This window comes from Peribacillus alkalitolerans (assembly GCF_010882125.1).
GTDB classification, from domain to species: Bacteria; Bacillota; Bacilli; order Bacillales; family DSM-1321; genus Bacillus_BN; species Bacillus_BN alkalitolerans.
In genome coordinates this window covers 41,325-59,587 of sequence record NZ_JAAGVZ010000013.1, presented here as the reverse complement: position 1 = coordinate 59,587, position 18,263 = coordinate 41,325, and the positions used below count along the sequence as shown (strand labels likewise).

Here is an 18,263-nt window from a genome sequence, read left to right as displayed (position 1 = left end):
TATCCAAAAATATAAACCATTACAAGTTATTCACTTCAAATGCAACGCGAATTCCTGATTCAATTGCTCCTTGTATCCAGCCGTGTGTCAATGATGTATGTTCACCGGCAAAATGAACTCTACCCTCAGGTGTAAGTATATGTGGAAACAGTTCTTTTTCCTGCCCTGGTTCGAGAATTGGAAAAGCTCCTCCCGAATATGGGTTATGACTCCAACTAAAGGATTTTCCAGTTACGAATTCTTGATAAACCTGGTCTCCGTATATTTCTGCTAAATTGGTTAAAGCAAAATGAATACGTTCCTTTTCAGGTAGAAAATCCCAAGTCAATGCTTCATCCGCCCATGTATAACTTGCAACAATCACTGCATTGCCTTCAGTTCCAATTCCAGTGCTAGGGAAAAATGTAAAACGGATTGGCAATTCTGTAATAGTTTTTCCACCACGTTGTCCTTCTTTTTCCCAAAACCTACTTTTGAATTCGATTCCTATTTTTGTTGAAGACATATAGTTAATTTCGCGAATCGCTTTTCGTTTATAGTAAGAAAAAGAATCGTATGGTTCTATTTGTACGAAACGTAACGCTGAAAAAGGAATGGTAATGATGGCAAAATCAGCTGTGGTAGAGGTCGCCTCAAATGTATTTGGATGAATTGAATCAATGGATACATTGTTTGGAGTTTGTGAAATCTTCGTCATTTTTTGATGAAACAATATTTCTTCTTTTAATTGAGGGAGGAATGATTGGGGTAATAAATCCATTCCACCAGTAATCTCATAGTATTCTTTTGTAGATGTGAAAGTAATGATTTCTCTTAGAATCTCGATAAAAGACATTCCCATGAATGCCTCCAAATCAAGGAGAACACCTATCATATCAATTGCTCCATCAGAAAAATACATGTTGAGAAAGTTTCCTAAAGAATAGTTTTCATACTGACTTTCAACAATCTTCCAATTTTTAGTTGGATCTTGATTTATGAAATCAATGATTGGCTGGACCGCAGAAAGTAATAATTCCTCCGAAGATTTCCCTTTTTCATTTGGGGCTACTGGATAATTAAGCATATCGGGGTTTTTTTCATACTGGTCCAACCGTGTTTTGATTCCATTAGCATAAATAATATCTAAATTTGTTCTGTTAATGAATAGATTTGTAGGTAAAGAAAACTTTTTAATGTATTCAAAGGTTAAAAAGTGTAAATCAGAAATACGCATCGGGCCAGCATTAAAATATAATCCTTTGCTAAACGGTGAGCGTGAAGTGAAAACTCGTCCACCAATTCTATTATTCGCTTCCAGAATGGTAACTTTGTGGCCAGCGTCCTTTAACAAGGAGGCTGCTACAAGGCCAGCCATTCCAGCACCAACGATGATAATATGTTTAGAGGATTTTGTTTCGGGAAGTCCATTCTTAATAATTTGAATCATTTGTTCAGAAGATAATTGAACATTTTTGTTTTTCGGCATCTCTTCTCTCCTTGGTAAAAGGATTTATAGAAATATATTCCATTAGATGGATGCCTATGAATTGTTTACAATAGTATGAATTACCCAAATAAAAAACTGCCGTTGTTATTGGCAGCTTAGCTTAACTCTTATTCCATTTTACTTTTACGTCTCGAATATTGTTCAATTATTTGATTCAATCTTTCTAATTCAAATGAATACTCATAGAAAGCAGAAGCGATAACTACGAGTCCTAATTTTTGATAATCTTCAATTAAATTGGCCCCAATGATTTTTTCAAGAAAATTTTTGCTTGCAATCGTGTATTCCTTATCATTACTAGGTTCATTCTCTTTGATTTTCCCGTCGTATTTTAGAAAAATGATTTCATGATCGTTTATTAGTTTTTCTAAATGCTTATCAAATAACTCTACTACACCTTTTTCAGGCTTACTGCGAAAGAAATGACTATCAATCAAATCTAATAATCTTAAACCATGCTGTAGTGAGGTTAACATTTGTTTAAAGACAACAATCTCCCTTGCATCCACTGGCTTGAGTTTAGAAAATTTCCTTCTTTCTTCATCTAGGATATTATATAAATCCTCAAGTTTCTTAATATCCTTTCTAAATGCTTCCCATTGTTCCTGAAACGATTTTTCGGTTAGTTCATTTGAAATCGCTGTTCGTAATAGAAGGGACATGTTCCTGAACGTCGAATCAAGTTTTTCCAAGTAATTCTTCTGATAGTTAGGTGGAGAAATGATTAAATTCACTAGGAATGCAGATCCCATTCCGACCAATACAACGACAAATTTATTAGCTGCTGCCAGAATTCCCTCATAAGCATGTGAACTCATCATCACTAATACCGTAATTAAGGTTAGAGAAATGGCTCCTTCCATTTTCAGCTTTAAGCAGACTGCAATTACGATGATCATGACGAGCCCTATAATGATTGGGTTGTTACCAAATAAATAAATGGAAGCAACCGCTATGGTTGCACCCAATGCATTCGCTTGAACTTGTTCAATGACTTGTTTCCATGAACGATATATAGATGGCTGAATCGTCAGTGTCGCAGCCACAGCCGCAAATACAGAATTTTCTAATCCTAGCCATTTACTAATGTATAATGCTAACACGACAGCAAGTCCTGTTTTTATCACGCGTGGACCAAGAGTAATCAAAACCTATCCCCAACTTTCATATGCTGAATAGTTCCTTTACATCATACTATATTGAAATTCAGAATGCATAAAAAAACTAGCCAACATTTAATAGCTAGTTTTTTGTCTTTCATTTCACATATATAACCCCGCTAAAAAGATACCCAATGTTTTTCGATAAATTTCATCAAACTGTTCGATTGGTAACGGGTTGACTCCACTACCAAGCTCAACAGTAAAGCCTGGTCTTCTCCAGTCCTGGATAAACCAGTCTTTATATCCAGCATAACTCTCAATTGTTTTGACAGGCTCATACCCACTGACTCTTGCAAATTCATTTACGATTACTTCTGACTCCGGTGGTTCAAGATCTTGAAAGCCCCAATAAATAACCTCTCCTTGAGTATGAAACGCCAGCACTCTTGCAAAGTCTCGTCTTCTGGTCAAATCCCCCATTGCTATTGCTTCAGGCTCACTAAAAGGCTTTGGACCAGGATAGTCTCTAGGACCCGGCTCCTTAGGATTTCTAGCTACCTCTCGCTCCCAAAGTGCAGGGAATTGATCGTTCAAATCCACTCCCCTTATATTTGCTTTCCATCCAGAAAAATCAGTACTGCCTTTATTCCATTGGATTACTCTACTTCTCCATGGTTCCGTTGGTGGAGGACCATTTAATACTAAATTCACCCCATCCGGATTCACCATCGGAACAATGGATAACATCGTCTGCTGATATTGAGGAAACATGGAGATGCCACGGATTGATGTTTGATTCGTAAGAGCGAGTAAATATTCATTCAAGAATGTCATGACAACAGGCGTTGTGATCCACTCATTTGCGTGGAATGAGCCATTATAATGTACTCTTTTATCCCCTTTTCCAATAAGGACCTCAGGGATATCCTTTCCTAAAACTGATTTCCCAATCATCGGCACCTGTATAAATGGATAAACGCGATGTAATCTCGCAATGTCATTCATCATCGTCTCAAACGAATATTCCTGCTTCCCCTTCACTAATGGCCATGTAATCCTTAACGGCACCCTAATCGTTTGACCAACCTGAAGTGAATTCGGATTGATATCCCGATTGGCAACCAATATTGCATCCAGCGATAGTTTTCGACTTTGAGCAATCTGCCACAAGGAATCACCTTGCTTAATTTGATATGCAATTCCAACATAGCCGGGAATTCGAACTCGCTGTCCAATAGAAAGTTGATTCGGATTTACGCCACTATTGGAATCAACAATAAGTTGAAAATTCATCTTGAACAACTGGCTATAATACCAAAATGAATCCCCCTGCCTAACATAAACGTCCATACCACTCCTCCTGTTATTCAAAGTTGCCCTTATCAAAATGTATGCTTCAGGATCAGAATTATGGTTGGTTTCAATTCAAAAGTACTAAGGAAGGAAAAATTGAGGGTGAATTGATACAGAGTACAATGACGCTCTCTTCTGGGAACGTGTTGATGGGAGGGTAATTTAGTTTAAGAATTGGATCAAGGGAAAATGTGAAGGATATCACCTTTCATCTGAAGGATATTGATCAAAAGTGATTGATAACCAAGATAAAGTGAAGGATAAGTTCTGCATTTTCGCGAAAAGTGAAGGATATTTTTTTAAAAGTGATGGGCAAATCCCCTAGAAGTGAAGGATAATAGGGGCTATGTGATGGATAAAATGGGTATTGTGCATGATAAATCTACTCCATCGCCATCATTTAAATTTCACTTACCTAAAAGTAAAGGATATCACCTTTCATCTGAAGGATATAAATCATTAGTAATCGGTAAATTGATAAAGTGAAGGATAAATTCTGCATTTTCGCGAAAAGTGAAGGGTATTTTTTAAAAAGTGAAGGGTAAATCCCCTAGAAGTGAAGGATAATCGGTGCTATGTGATGGATAAAGTGGGTATTGTGCATGATAAATCTACTACATCGCCATCATTTAAGTTTCACTTTCCTAAAAGTGAAGGATATCACCTTTCATCTGAAGGATATAGATTATAAGTGATCGGTAAAATGATAAAGTGAGGGATAAATTCTGCATTTTCGCGAAAAGTGAAGGATATTTTTTAAAAAGTGAAGGGTAAATCCCCCAGATGTGAATGATAAACGGAGGTATGTGATGGATAAAGTGGGTATTGTGCATGATAAATCTACTACATCTCAATCCTTAAATTTCCACCTCCCTAATGTGAAGGATATCACATTTCTTCTGAAGGATTGAGAATAAAAGTGATCGATAAACGGGATAAAGTGAAGGATAAATAAAAAAACCAGCTTCCGTTGGAAGCTGGTTTGCTGTCGTCGATTTAAAAAGCCGCATTTGCCGTATTTTGCGTAAGAAAGTTTTAAACCACCACTCCTCAAAGTGGGTGTTCGCAAAAACCATCCTGCTTGTCATCCTTGTCTTATAGACAGATGCTTGTCATTCGAGTTTTTATATAAAACTCCCTATTACAGCTTAAAGGTTAAAACTTTATTATCAATACGTACAACGCAGCTTGTATTAGTATATTACCTCATTTGTTCTCATTGGTCAAATGGAAGTCGCTCCCTTCCCTTAGTTGGTAAAGTTGAATACTTCCCAAATATCTTGAGTTTCAGAGCCAAGATACCACGCTGAAGTCCCGCCAAGATGGAATTGTTTCACGAGGTCAACTCGTTTTCCCATGGAAGTTTTGTCTTCTATCCAGATTTGGTGCTTTTCACTGGCGGTTGAGTATTCAACATAATGTTGAGAGGCTTTTTGATCCCAGACCTTCTTGAGTCCTTTAGATGCAATAAGCTGATTGATTTGGTGCATGGTTCGGTCATGACTTTTCACTGTTTGCGTCGAGTGGTCCGTTACCCATTCTCTTGTGTAAAAAGGGACACCTAACAGGATTTTGTGAGTGGGAACTTCTTGCATTAATAATTGGAGACCTTCTTGAATCCATGGCAATGATGATACTGAACCTGCTTTTGGACTTGTTCCCCAATGTTCGTCGTATCCCATAATCACTATATAGTCCGCTATTTTGCCCAGTTCTTTCCGATCAAAGCTCCCTGACCAAAAAGGGTCTTCGTTTTGTCGCGTTACATCGACGGAAAGAGTTATTCCGTAAGGCTGAAGAGCATGCTTAAGTTCACTGATAAATTGAACAAAATCCTGTTTATTCTTAGGGTTGATGTTCTCAAAGTCAACATTGATCCCATCACTCTTTGTTTTAACTAAAGAATCACGCAATGTTAAAACAAGTGTTTGTCTTTTTTTTGAATCACTTAAAATTGCGTCTGTTAAATCTGGATCGAATAAATTACCAATTAATGGCCATACTTTTTTTCCTTTTTTATGGGCATTTTCTACATATACCGCATCTTCAGTGGACGTTACCATTTTGCCAGAGTTGACTAGCGTATACCAACGAGGAGAAACAACATTTACTGGGTTATTTTTTTCATAACTTAAATTAGTACCTGGGGTAGTCCAGCCCATAACTACTCTATCCTTGCTGCTTACTTGAAGTTGTGACTTCTTAATCCACCCTTTCGTACCTCCCAGAATTTGGACTTGGCAAAAATAATCCGGTATCCTGATTGGTTGTCCAATCGCTAAATGCTCGTTTTTTAAGGAATTAACCTTTTTCAAGTCAGAAACAGTAACTCCAAACTTATTGGCAATTTTCCATAACGATTCTCCTGATTGAACAGCGTGAATTGAATATTTCTGTGGAATCCTCAGTGCTTGCCCAGAGATTATTTTACTTGATGTTAAATGATTTTCCTTTTGTAAATCCTGTACTGTAGTCCCATATTGTTTAGCTACTTTCGCTAAAGTGTTGCCGGACGTAACTTTATGATAGGTTGGCGTTGTAATCCCGGATGAAGATGCAATTATAGGAAATTCCTCGTCTTTTTTAAGAACTGCAATTACTGAAGACTTTAAATCAGGTGATATATATAAATTAGCGTTGTCATCAATGACAGTACCAATTGTAAAGTTTTGATTAACTGCTTTTCCTTTTATAGGAACAATACTTAATAAGAGAATGCCGGAGATAAAGATGGTTAGTAACTTTTTCACTTTTTTAGTCTCCCACTCTAATTTTTAGTTATATTTTCACTTGTTTATTTTACACCCGTTTATCCATAGATTCATAGTGGTGCTTTGTGGAAGGTCAAATGAGGAAAAATTCCTACTACTTAAAAGAATTTTAGATTGATGATTATATTCGTTCTGTAACGAGTGTATAAATCATCTCTCGTTAATGAAACTTTAAAGGAAGTACAACGTAATTACAGCTAAGTCGTAGAAAAAAATAAATACCAACGAAAGGATATGAAATAAACAATGCGTGAATGGTGGACTAAAAAGAAACAGAAAATGAGAAAATATAAGAAAGATAGCGATCATTATACGTTTTTTGATTTAATTTTTGATGTTCTGTTCTGGATACCTGAATTGTTATTGCTACCCTTCAGAATAATTTTCTGGTTATTACGAGGAGTAGGCAGATTGGTAGAAAATATTTTTGATACATTCTAAAGCTACTGAATTCATAGTGTAAACAGCAATTTATAGGAAGTGTTAATACTAAGAAAGCCAACTTTTCACAAAAAAAAAGACCACGCCTTTGGTGGTCATAACTCATTTCAGTATATTTAGGATTGTTTCCCTCTAAGCCCTATTTCCCTTTAATTCAAGAAGTTTTTTGTAATATTAAAAACTGAAGCTTCTAGGCAATGTCGGTAGGAAACACCCTTTATAAATAGTCCTAAGTGCTCTAACTCCCCTCAGAAAAAAAGCACCTTTATTTAGGTGCATAAATGATTATATTCAATCAACCAACAATCTCGATATTCACCCTCGTGGTATTCGTGTTTTGGAAGGAATTTGATCTTTTTGAAACCACTTTTCTCATAACAACGGATTGCCCTTTCATTCCAAGCTTGTGGATCCATTACGATCTTTTCTGCACCATGTTGATCCAACAAATATTGCACCATAGATTGGACTAACAGCTTCCCGATACCTTGATTCCAATATTCCACTTCGCCAATAAATTGGTCCGTACCGAATATCACTTCACTTTTGTCATATCCATAAAGCTTTCGAGCATCTTGATCTAGTGGATAAAATTGAATGTAACCTATCGGTTCTCCATCGAACTCTACAATACACCCGACCTCATCCTCTTCTCGATTGTAAAATTTTTCATTTACTAATTCTTGAGTTTGTGGGCGATCTCTTCCTTCATAAAACTGAAGGACGTTTGGATCGGTAAGCCATTTTGCGATTAAAACATTATCATGGTTTTCTAATGTTCGAACTCTTATTTTCTCTTTTTGGAATAATTCCATATTAATTTCCTAACTGTTGGATTTGGTCTTGAAGCTTGGTGATTTCATTTATGGTTGTCATGATTTCCGAGTTTTGGAATCCCTGCAAAGTAACATTCCCTTTTTTCACTTGTTGATGAAAATCGTCAATCGAGCTTTCAAGTTTTTCATTTTGGGAAACTATTTTTTCATGGAGACCATCAGCAATCGATGGTGGGTTTAATTCATTAAACGTATTAATATCTGTTTTTAATTGTTCAAGTTTCGTATCTAACTGCGATAAAGCTGCTGTATCTTTGACTGCCTGTTCGGCCAGACCTGGTAATTCCTGAGCTGCATCATTTAAATTTTGCACATAGCTAGTAGCATCATTTACATAATTTAGTGTGTCATTTACTCCCTCTAACAGACCACAGCCTGAAAGCATCATGAAAATAAATAATGTCACGATGGATAAAGTTCGTTTCAATTTTACGCCCTCCATTTCATTCACTTTACATACATTCTTTATGTATGCCAAAAATCCTTTTTTTCAAATTCAACCTCTTCAACATATGTAGCTACAAACACTCCAATGGATGCACCAATTACCTGCGTCCAACTCCCAATCAGGGAAATAAAATCACCTTTTTCATCCAATTGCCTTAATAAAAATAAATTTCCTATTGCATCTAAAAATGCTCCTATTGAAATTAATTCAAGACCAGTGACTTCAAGGTTTTTTAATTGTTTTTTTTCATTTTCACCAACAGCAATGGCTTCTAATTTTGCACCAAGAGCTTGGACCCCACTTCCTAAAGCATTTATCCTGATGGATTCTGGACCTGAATCATTCAGTTCTGTCTCCGATGCAAGAGAGTTTGTTGAATTTCCGACAGCTTGAATCCAACTACCCTTTATGCCTATTTTTTCAGGATTATCACTTTTGGACCTACCTATCGCTTGAAGAACATTGCCGAAAGCTTCCACTCCATTCCCTTTTGAAACAAGGCTTAAACCATTCCTATCCTTAAAAATGGTTTCTTTTGTTTGTCCGACAGCAGTAAGAATGGTACCTATAGCAACGATTATTGCTCCAGCAAGTATTAAGTCCTCTCCCTTTTCGGTCATATTCATTCCACTCTTTTACAATAGGATATGTTATTTTATTCGGAGGATGGAAAATATACATTATAAATTGAATAAAAAATATTTTTAATCCAAGTGTTTTCTTTGAAAAAGTCTAGTTTACGATTTAGGATGAATAAGAATAAATGAATAGTTTTTTCTAAAGAGGAGCGGATATCTGGTAATGGAGAAACTCAAAAATGAATGTGTTAATCAGCTGAAAAATCGAATCCAAGGTATGGCATTTACTCTCGAACATCAAGGGGACTATGAAGGCATTCAATATACAACTAAAGGAATCATGTATAATCCATGGAAGAGAAATGAACTTTTATATAAAATCCAAGTCACCTATGATTCAGTTTCTGAAGAGGTAAAAGTCTTTACCATCGGACTGTCAGAGTCTACGTTTTCATTCAAAATCAAACAACCAAAACGAGCAGCAATCCTGCTTTTACAATACCTAGAAATCCTTGATCAGGAATTTATCGAGTCCATTCACCAATTTATCATTGAAAATGAACCATTTACCCTTAATGCCATTCAAAATATGGAATCAGGCGAAAAACAGGAATTTATCAATGCGCTTGTTGAAGCTCTTTTATCTCAAGACTTACCTGTTCTAGACCTGCCATCTATTTTGTTAGAAGATGTATTTACAGAATTTCAGGTGATTGAACAGATTAATAAACAGCAACCTAGAGGATATGGGGCAAAAATGGAGATTTAGTGAAGAAGTAAAAAAAGATCATTCAAAAATACTTTCGTTTATCAAAAAATACATTCGAAACTGCAAAAATACATTCGATTTTCAAAAAACACTTTCGAAAACACGAAATTTACATTCGATTGCCAAAATCCAAAATCAATAAGGGTGCCATCACTATCCAAAGTGATGGCACCCTTATCATTTATTTCCGAAATCTATTATCAAACCAAGTTTTTGCTTGCTCCACTTCGTCTCTTCTGAGTTCGTGGCCGCCTTCTGTCCAATATTCTGTAACTTCTGCACCAGCATTTTGGAGTTCGTCTGACAGTTCCTTCGTTTCTGCCGCCGGTATTAATGGATCTCTCTTTCCTGCTCCAATGAAGATTGGCGTATCTGAGAGGTTTGGTAAGTCCATTCCTCTTAGTGGGACCATGGCGTGGAGCAAAATGGCTCCAGCCAGAACATTACTATAGTGATAAAACATACTTGCTGCAATGTTCGCCCCATTTGAATATCCTATGGCTACGATATTTTTACGGTCAATGTTATATTGAGAAGCTAAATCAGAAATTGTGTCGTGTAATTCCTTTGTACGGAACACTAAATCTTTTTCATCAAATACACCTTCAGCCAATCTTCGGAAAAAACGAGGCATGCCGTTTTCTAATACGTTCCCTCTTACTCCAAGAATCGAAGCACCAGGCGCAATCATATTTGCCAATGGAATTAAGTCTTCTTCATTTCCGCCTGTACCATGCAATAGGAGCAGTGTAGGTAATTTTTCATCTGAGCCTTGGATGAATGTATGCTTCATACTTATTCCCTACCTACTTCTTTAGTGTCTAATGGTTTTAACTTTGCTTCTATTTCTTTTCTTTGACCTTCAAAATAAGGTGGTAAGGATAAGTTTTCACCTAATGTCTCAAATGGTTCGTCCCCTTCAAAACCTGGACCATCCGTTGCAAGTTCGAATAATATTCCGTTTGGCTCACGGAAATACAGCGATTTGAAATAGTATCTTTCTACAAATCCAGAGTTTGGAATTCGTAACTCTTTTAAATAGCTCGCCCATTTCATGAGCTCTTCTTGATCTTCCACTCGGAATGCGACATGGTGAACACTTCCACGTCCAGGACGTTCAACAGGTAGATCAGTTCTTGATACTACATGGACTTCCGCTCCTGTACCTCCCTCACCTGTTTCGAATACCAACACTTCGTGTCCTTCAGCATCATACTTCCCTTTTTCGCGATAGCCCAAAACGTCTTTTAATACATTTGAAAGTACTGATATATTTTGGACCGTTAAGGTAACAGGACCAAGTCCGACGATTGCATGCTCTAACTCAACCGGGCTTTTATCCCATGGTTTCCCACCTGCAACCCCCACATTATTTTCATCAGATACAAGGGTTAGTCTTTGGCCTTCAAAATCTCTGAAAGCTAATGTGGCACGACCCGTGACGTTAGAGATTTCGTCGTGTTCTACATTAAATTCCTCAAAACGCTTCTTCCAATATTGTAAAGAAGAGTCTTTCGGCACACGTAAAGATGTAGTTGAAATACTATTTGCACCATAATAAGTGTTTCCAGCATGAGGTATTTCAAAGAATGTTAAATCTGTTCCAGGGTTTCCTCTTTCATCAGCAAAAAATAAATGATAAACCGAAGTGTTATCTTGGTTCACTGTTTTTTTAACTAGTCTTAGTCCTAATACTTTTGTATAAAATTCATAATTTTTCTTGGCATTTGCAGTAATGGCTGAAACGTGATGCTGTCCCTTTAAAGCTTTTAGAGTCGTCATAAAATCACGCCTTTCTTGTTTTTTAAAAAATTATTTTAATTAATATCTCAACTTCGAGATAATTATAGCATGCCTATTATCTCGAATTCAAGATTTATTTTATATTCAAATTACCTATTATAAAAATAACCCGAACGACGGACCATTATTTAAAAATGTCCATTATCCGGGTTATTATTCATTCCTATGATTTAATTTGATCTAAGGCACCTATGAGCGTATTTAGGACAAAATCTAAATCCTTCTCTTCAATATTCAAAGGTGGAGATAATGTTAGGACATTATTATATCCAGCTACTGTCATCCCGTTCTTCCCTATAATGACGCCATTTTGTTTACAAGTGGCTATCACTCCGTTGACTTTTGCACCATCAAGTGGCTCTTTAGTGCGTTTATCACTTACTAACTCTATACCCACTAACAAGCCTTTCCCTCTTACATCACCGACAAATGGATGGGCTTGGAGTTTATTTTTTAATTCATTGATAACTTTTTCACCTAATTCACGGGATCGTTGGAACAGATTTTCTTTTTCCATAATTTCGAGATTTTTCAATGCCAATGCACAGGCAGCCGGATTCCCACCAAACGTATTAACATGGCGGAAAAATTCATACTCATCCGATCCATTAAAGGCTTCATAAATTTCTCTTTTCACTGCTGTTGCTGAAAGTGGCAAATACGCACTGGTGATGCCTTTTGCCATCGTGATGATATCAGGTTTAACTCCGTAATTCATGAATCCAAATGCTTCTCCAGTTCTTCCGAAACCACAAATAACTTCATCAACGATCAGTAAAGCTCCATGTTTTTCACAAACCTCTTTGACACCTTTCATATACTGTTCATTTGGTACGAGGACTCCACCACCTGTGATGATCGGTTCCATGATCATCGCTGCAATCGTCTCGCTCAGTTCCCATGTCATGACCCGATCGATTTCTTGTACTGACTTTAATTCATGAGGATTCATAACATGTTCGTCACCATCTCGATAGCTGTCTGGTGGTGCTACATGGATAAACCCAGGTGCAAGTGGTTCATATTTATACTTTCGTTGAGCTTGACCTGTCGCAGCTAGTGCTCCCATTGAGTTACCATGGTAGGCACGGTACCTGGAAACAAATTTATAACGGTTATATTCTCCACGCTGCTGGTGATATTGGCGAGCAATCTTAAATGCCGCTTCGTTTGCTTCAGACCCACTATTGGAGAAGAATATCACATAGTCTCCACCAAGCATTTCATTTAGCTTTTCTGCCAATTGGACTGCAGGCACATGACTTTGTGTCAGTGGAAAATAAGCCATTTCTTTTAACTGCTCATAAGCTGCCTGAGCAAGTTCTTCTCTTCCATAGCCCACGTTTACACACCATAATCCTGCCATGGCATCGATATAGCGCTTGCCATCACTATCTGTAATCCATGACCCTTCAGCCTTTGTGGCAACTAAGGTATTGTTTGGGCTATAGGGTTTCATCGAATGCCAAACATACTTTTCATCGTTGGCTAACAGGTCTGGTTTTTGATCTAGTTTACTCATGTCCACCCTCCTATCAATTAAAAATCGTAACGTGATGTAATCATTTTCTTTCTTGTATAGAAGTTAATGCCGTCTTTTCCGTTAACATGTAAATCACCGTAGAAAGAATCCTTCCATCCTGAAAACGGGAAGAAAGCCATCGTAGCAGGAACACCAATATTTACACCTAACATTCCCGCATCTGCCTCTTCACGGAATTGACGGACTGCCTTTGCATCTTTTGTATAAATGGTAGCACCATTACCAAACCTCGACTTTCTGATGAACTCAAGACCTTCATCTAAGTCAACAGCTCGTAATAGGCTTAATACTGGTGCGAAAATTTCATCCTTGGCGATGGTCATATCAGGGGTGACGTGGTCAAAAATGGTTGGTCCTAGGAAGTTTCCTTCCGTCATTTCATCCATTTCCTTACGGCCATCCCTGATTAACGTCGCACCTTCTTCGAGACCTTTTTGGATATAGCCCAGTGCTTTTTCACGATGGTCTTTACGAATGACAGGAGTCAGTAATACTTCCTTATCCATCCCATTACCAATGATTAATTGGTCCGCTTTTTTCCGAAGCGCTTCTACAAAATCATTGTTATCACCTACCACTATGACAGCGCTACAAGCCATGCATCGTTGACCTGCACTTCCATAAGCTGAAGTGACGATATGCTCAACTGCTTTGCTCATGTCAGCATCTGGCATGACAACATGGTGGTTTTTGGCACCAGATAGTGCCTGTACCCTTTTTCCAGTAACCGCAGCTCTCTCATAGACATATTTGGCAACCGGTTGAGAACCTACAAAGGATATCGCTGCAATGTTTTCATGTTCGAGCAGTCCATTCACCACATCATGTGCTCCATGAACAACATTCAAGACCCCTGCTGGTGCTCCTGCCTTTGTAAAAAGCTCCGCTAATTTATTAGCAAGGATTGGTGTACGTTCTGAAGGTTTCAAAACAAACGTGTTACCGCAAGCAATTGCTAATGGGAACATCCAAAGAGGAACCATCATCGGGAAATTATAAGGTGTGATTCCACCAACTACACCTAGTGGATAACGGAACATTTCCGAATCTATTTCCTCGGCAATGCCTGAAAGTGTTTCACCCATCATATGAGTCGGAGCTCCCGCTGCGAATTCCACACATTCAATTCCTCGTTGAACCTCTCCATAGGCCTCTGTGTAAGCTTTTCCATTCTCTTGAACAATCAATTGCGCTAGTTCTTCATGGTGTTCGGAAATTAAGTGATGATAGGCATAAAAGATTCTAGCCCTTTTCGGAACCGGCGTTTTCTTCCATGTTTTGAATGCCTCCCTGGCAGCCTTCACTGCACGATCCACATCTTCCTTCGTAGAGATAGGTACCTTTGCAACCACAGCATTTGTAGCTGGGTTCAAAACATCCAATGCTTGTGTTCCACCGGATTCAACCCATTCCCCACCGATAAAATTTTTCAGATGGAGAGTCTCATTTTTCGTTACAGTCACGGGTAAATGCCTCCTTTAGAATGGATATGTAATGAAAGAGGGTGACTCTATATAAAGTGCATGCCCCAAACAAAATATTCTTTGTACATTTCGTATGGGGCAGGACTTTCAGTCACCCTCTAGCTAGAATTAATGATTGATTTGCAGGTAAACCTCTATTTCTTTCATCATAATGTCAAAATCTTGTTCTGATTCGAAATCACTGGATTCCCAGTTTTCGATGATCCATACCACTAGCTCTTCTGGTGAGTTAAATACTTCACCTGTTGAATCCGTATTTCGGATCATAAATCTTCCATTATCCTCATCGATGGTCACTTCACACGGATACACATTATCCTTGCTTTTTAACGAAAATTCCATATCGTACCTCCATCGTATTTCGATTTTTCAACCAGTTTTTTGCTGTTGTTTAATGAGGATGACAGAGAAATACTTTCTTGCCTCTGCAGTTTGAATGTGAAGAGTTTCCGTATTTTCTCGATCTAAGCTAGTATTCTCAAACTCTACAAATGACCCACTTAGATTTTCATTTACCCCTTTGATTCGATACCCTTTTTCAATCATGAAATCAATCTTTTCACGTTCACTTAAAAATTGTTGGTAGTCAGACAAATAAAGTGCCTCCTCTCCTTTAGACAGATATTTTCTTAGGCTGTTCCTGTTCCTGCTCATAATCACTGATGACCCAGTCACGACCAACTGAAATCCCTAGATATTTTTTATCATCTGGATCTTCAATTTCAGCCTGCTTGTATTTCGGGAACCACCAGTATTTTGCCAAGACATAATAGCAAAATGCCCCTACTAAGAACCCAACTAGAAATCCATAGCTTGGAACGAAATAGGAGGCTACTCCCCCAAGGATCCATGAAATAAAACCAGCATAATTTATTCCATTTGAATACCTGAATTGCCCATCATCCTCATATAAGTCAGGGACATTTACACGGCGTTTACGAAGTAGGTAATAGTCAGCAATCAAAATACCGACAATAGCAGATAAAATACCACCGACGAATAAAAGAACAGGAATGATGATATCAAACAAGTTCCAAGGTTGAACCACGATACCTACAAATCCTGAAGTGATAACACCTGCCCAAAATGGAAACTTAGGTCCACCTACGTTTGAGAAAATCGTTGCAGCTGGAACGATATTGGCAGCAATATTGGTAGACCATTGAGCTAAAACAATCATTAATAATAAAATACCTAGAGCAAACCCACTTGCGGCTTCTTGCAAAGCAACAATTGGATCATAGTTCAAAACGGCAATGTATGAAACTCCACCAATAACAACCATAAAGGCCTGTGTTAAAGGTAAAGCAATCAAGTTACCAATCAATGAGCTTCGATTTCTTTTAAACCAGTTTTTTTGATTTCTTGGTGCATGCATAAAACGGGAAATAGAAAATATATCAGCAGAAAGAGTTGCCCAAAAGCCCATATTACTGAAAATCACCACTAAAAATGCCGTAAATGCTGCTCCACCAGTTACAGGGCTTTCCACCCAGCTCCATACATCTCTTCCTTCTGCAGCTGCTGCATCAGATAAAGAAGAGTACATCCAGCAGGAAATGATAATAATGACGGGAGCAGCTAAATCTGCAAATCGTTCAACTGCCTTGATGCCAAGGGCAGTATTAATGATTTGAAGTAATGCGAAAATGAGGAAACAGACAAACCAGTTATCAAAATCGTATAGGATATTTAAAATACCGTTTATGGCTGTTGCGCCAAAATAGGTATTAATCCCAAACCACATCGATGCTGTAACACCACGAGCTACCGAAGGTATATGGGTACCTAGAGTTCCAAAAGGAGCTCTCATATAGACAGGAAATGAAATTCCATGTTCAATTCCAATATCAGCAGTTAATGAAATAAAGAGCCCTATTGCCAATGAACCAATGAGGGTTCCCAGTACTACCAACGGAAGGGGGAGGTTTATGACCCCACCCCCTCCAATGGCAAAGGTAGCCAATACTACAACCATACCAACCCACATGAAAGAATAACCAAGTGGTGTAATTTTCCGGTCTTTTTGGGAAATCGGCAAAAGATCAGGCGATTTTAAATACGATTGCTTTTTACTCATTAAACACTCTCCTTTAATTGGGGAATTCATCTTTCAAACAATTCCTTACAGAGGGCAAGCAATTGCAGGAGCAGTTCAGATTTATGAGCCCAAATCGATGTAGAGTTGTTTTATAAAAATGCAAGGAATACAGAATCTTATATTGTTAGTTTTTCATTTTGATCTGAAGAACTTAACATGCCGTATTTTGCCCGTTTTAAATATTGACCTGAGCCAGGGCTGCCAACAAACTTCTTGTTTTTGACAACGAATTCACCTCTAACGAGTACAGAAACAGGTTCACCGGTTACTTTCATTCCTTCGAAGGCACTATAATCCACTGCCATATGATGTGTTTCAGCAGATAATGTCCGTTCTACATTCGGATCAAATATGACTATGTCTGCATCGGTCCCAACTGCAATCGTCCCTTTTTTTGGAAAAAGCCCGAATAACTTAGCGATTCTCGTTGAGGTGATATCCACGAATTGATTAAGCGTCAATCTTCCTTTTTTCACTCCCTCTGAAAAAAGGATCGAAACACGGTCTTCAATGATAGGACCGCCATTCGGTATTTTCGTAAAGTCTCCGCGGCCTAGCTCTTTTTGACCTTTAAAGTCAAAGGAGCATTGGTCGGATCCTAACGTTTGAAGCTGTCCAGTTTTTAGCGCGTTCCATAGTACATCTTGATTCCACTTCTCTCGCAAAGGTGGAGACCAGACGTATTTGGCACCTTCGAAATTTGGCTTTTCTAAGTAGGATTGATCAAGCACTAAATACTGAGGACATGTTTCCCCCCATACATCAAATCCTTTTTTCCTGGCTTCAGAAATTTTTTCTACTGCATCAGCACATGAGACGTGTACGACATAAAGCTGTGATCCTGCAAGTCCCGTCAAAGTTGCTGCTCTACCTGTTGCTTCCCCTTCCACTTCAGGAGGTCTTGTCAATGCATGATAAATTGGATCGGTATTGCCGTCTTTAAGGGCTTTCTTCGTCAAGTAGTCGATGACATCCCCATTTTCTCCATGGACCATTACTAAAGCGCCTAGATCTTTCGCGGCGATGAGCGTTTTAAACAGAGTTTCATCATCTGCCTGCAACACGTTTTTATAGGCCATGAACACTTTAAACGAGGTGATTCCATCTTCGTTGACAACAGTATGTAGCTGCTGTAAAACATCATCGTTACATTCACCGATCATCAGATGGAATCCATAATCGATGACCGATTTTCCCTTCGCTTTTTCATGCCATGTGTTGATGGAATTCCTTAAAGGCACTCCTTTGTTCGTTAGGCAAAAATCAATAATCGTTGTCGTCCCGCCAAAAGCCGCTGCGATTGTACCTGTTTCGAAATCATCCTTCGTAATCGTTCCTCCAAAAGGCATATCGAGATGGGTATGTGGATCAATGCCACCAGGGAAAACAAGACAGCCCTTCGCATCAACCACCTCGGCACCATGTGAAGGCAGTTGATGACCTATCGCTGAAATTTTGCCATTTTCAATCAGTACATCCGCATTAAACGTATCTGTTGCCGTAACAATTGTTCCATTTGTTATTAGCTTTTTCACTTTCGTACC

General features: G+C 38.2%; 16 protein-coding genes and 1 other RNA gene. 1 reads left to right on the top strand and 16 read right to left on the bottom strand.

Annotation, left to right across the window (positions count from 1 at the left end; translation table 11 throughout):
- Positions 1 to 19: 19 nt before the first annotated feature.
- The 8 genes from G3O09_RS15290 to G3O09_RS15255 form a co-directional block, all read right to left on the bottom strand.
- Positions 20 to 1,468 (bottom strand): flavin monoamine oxidase family protein, encoded by a 1,449-nt coding sequence (locus G3O09_RS15290; RefSeq protein WP_163102358.1) that lies wholly within the window; start codon positions 1,466 to 1,468, stop codon positions 20 to 22.
- Positions 1,469 to 1,596: 128 nt separating this feature from the next.
- Entirely contained in the window at positions 1,597 to 2,637 is a 1,041-nt protein-coding gene (locus G3O09_RS15285; RefSeq protein WP_240338457.1) for an FUSC family protein, read from the bottom strand.
- 114 nt (positions 2,638 to 2,751) lie between these two features.
- Positions 2,752 to 3,942, bottom strand: coding sequence for a M14 family metallopeptidase (locus G3O09_RS15280; RefSeq protein ID WP_163102357.1), 1,191 nt, complete (start codon positions 3,940 to 3,942; stop codon positions 2,752 to 2,754).
- A 1,000-nt stretch (positions 3,943 to 4,942) separates the two neighbouring features.
- Positions 4,943 to 5,138: non-coding RNA, 6S RNA (gene ssrS / locus G3O09_RS15275), on the bottom strand.
- A gap of 54 nt (positions 5,139 to 5,192) precedes the next feature.
- Positions 5,193 to 6,695: a glycosyl hydrolase family 18 protein gene (locus G3O09_RS15270; RefSeq protein ID WP_240338456.1), complete on the bottom strand. Its 1,503-nt coding sequence runs from the start codon at positions 6,693 to 6,695 to the stop codon at positions 5,193 to 5,195.
- A gap of 731 nt (positions 6,696 to 7,426) precedes the next feature.
- Complete coding sequence (locus G3O09_RS15265) at positions 7,427 to 7,972, bottom strand: GNAT family N-acetyltransferase (RefSeq protein WP_163102356.1); 546 nt, start codon at positions 7,970 to 7,972, stop codon at positions 7,427 to 7,429.
- A 1-nt stretch (position 7,973) separates the two neighbouring features.
- The gene (locus G3O09_RS15260; protein WP_163102355.1) at positions 7,974 to 8,420 is read right to left on the bottom strand and encodes a DUF6376 family protein; all 447 of its coding nucleotides are present in this window, start codon (positions 8,418 to 8,420) and stop codon (positions 7,974 to 7,976) included.
- 38 nt (positions 8,421 to 8,458) lie between these two features.
- Positions 8,459 to 9,061, bottom strand: a complete 603-nt coding sequence (locus G3O09_RS15255) for a DUF6944 family repetitive protein (protein ID WP_163102354.1) — start codon at positions 9,059 to 9,061, stop codon at positions 8,459 to 8,461.
- Positions 9,062 to 9,242: 181 nt separating this feature from the next.
- Here G3O09_RS15255 and G3O09_RS15250 point away from each other — a divergent pair, with 181 nt between their 5' ends.
- Positions 9,243 to 9,788 (top strand): hypothetical protein, encoded by a 546-nt coding sequence (locus G3O09_RS15250; RefSeq protein WP_163102353.1) that lies wholly within the window; start codon positions 9,243 to 9,245, stop codon positions 9,786 to 9,788.
- Positions 9,789 to 9,969: 181 nt separating this feature from the next.
- Here the strand turns inward: G3O09_RS15250 and G3O09_RS15245 are convergent, their stop codons facing one another.
- The 8 genes from G3O09_RS15245 to hydA form a co-directional block, all read right to left on the bottom strand.
- Positions 9,970 to 10,581 (bottom strand): alpha/beta hydrolase, encoded by a 612-nt coding sequence (locus G3O09_RS15245; RefSeq protein ID WP_163102352.1) that lies wholly within the window; start codon positions 10,579 to 10,581, stop codon positions 9,970 to 9,972.
- Positions 10,582 to 10,583: 2 nt separating this feature from the next.
- Positions 10,584 to 11,570 (bottom strand): ring-cleaving dioxygenase, encoded by a 987-nt coding sequence (locus G3O09_RS15240; protein WP_163102351.1) that lies wholly within the window; start codon positions 11,568 to 11,570, stop codon positions 10,584 to 10,586.
- Between the two features lie 184 nt (positions 11,571 to 11,754).
- Positions 11,755 to 13,113: an aspartate aminotransferase family protein gene (locus G3O09_RS15235; protein WP_163102350.1), complete on the bottom strand. Its 1,359-nt coding sequence runs from the start codon at positions 13,111 to 13,113 to the stop codon at positions 11,755 to 11,757.
- Positions 13,114 to 13,130: 17 nt separating this feature from the next.
- Positions 13,131 to 14,597 (bottom strand): CoA-acylating methylmalonate-semialdehyde dehydrogenase, encoded by a 1,467-nt coding sequence (locus G3O09_RS15230; protein ID WP_163102349.1) that lies wholly within the window; start codon positions 14,595 to 14,597, stop codon positions 13,131 to 13,133.
- A gap of 129 nt (positions 14,598 to 14,726) precedes the next feature.
- Positions 14,727 to 14,960: a hypothetical protein gene (locus tag G3O09_RS15225; RefSeq protein ID WP_163102348.1), complete on the bottom strand. Its 234-nt coding sequence runs from the start codon at positions 14,958 to 14,960 to the stop codon at positions 14,727 to 14,729.
- 27 nt (positions 14,961 to 14,987) lie between these two features.
- Complete coding sequence (locus G3O09_RS15220; RefSeq protein WP_163102347.1) at positions 14,988 to 15,212, bottom strand: hypothetical protein; 225 nt, start codon at positions 15,210 to 15,212, stop codon at positions 14,988 to 14,990.
- Positions 15,213 to 15,231: 19 nt separating this feature from the next.
- Positions 15,232 to 16,698, bottom strand: coding sequence for an NCS1 family transporter (locus G3O09_RS15215; protein ID WP_163102346.1), 1,467 nt, complete (start codon positions 16,696 to 16,698; stop codon positions 15,232 to 15,234).
- Positions 16,699 to 16,835: 137 nt separating this feature from the next.
- Positions 16,836 to 18,254, bottom strand: coding sequence for a dihydropyrimidinase (gene hydA, locus G3O09_RS15210; RefSeq protein WP_163102345.1), 1,419 nt, complete (start codon positions 18,252 to 18,254; stop codon positions 16,836 to 16,838).
- Positions 18,255 to 18,263 lie beyond the last annotated feature (9 nt).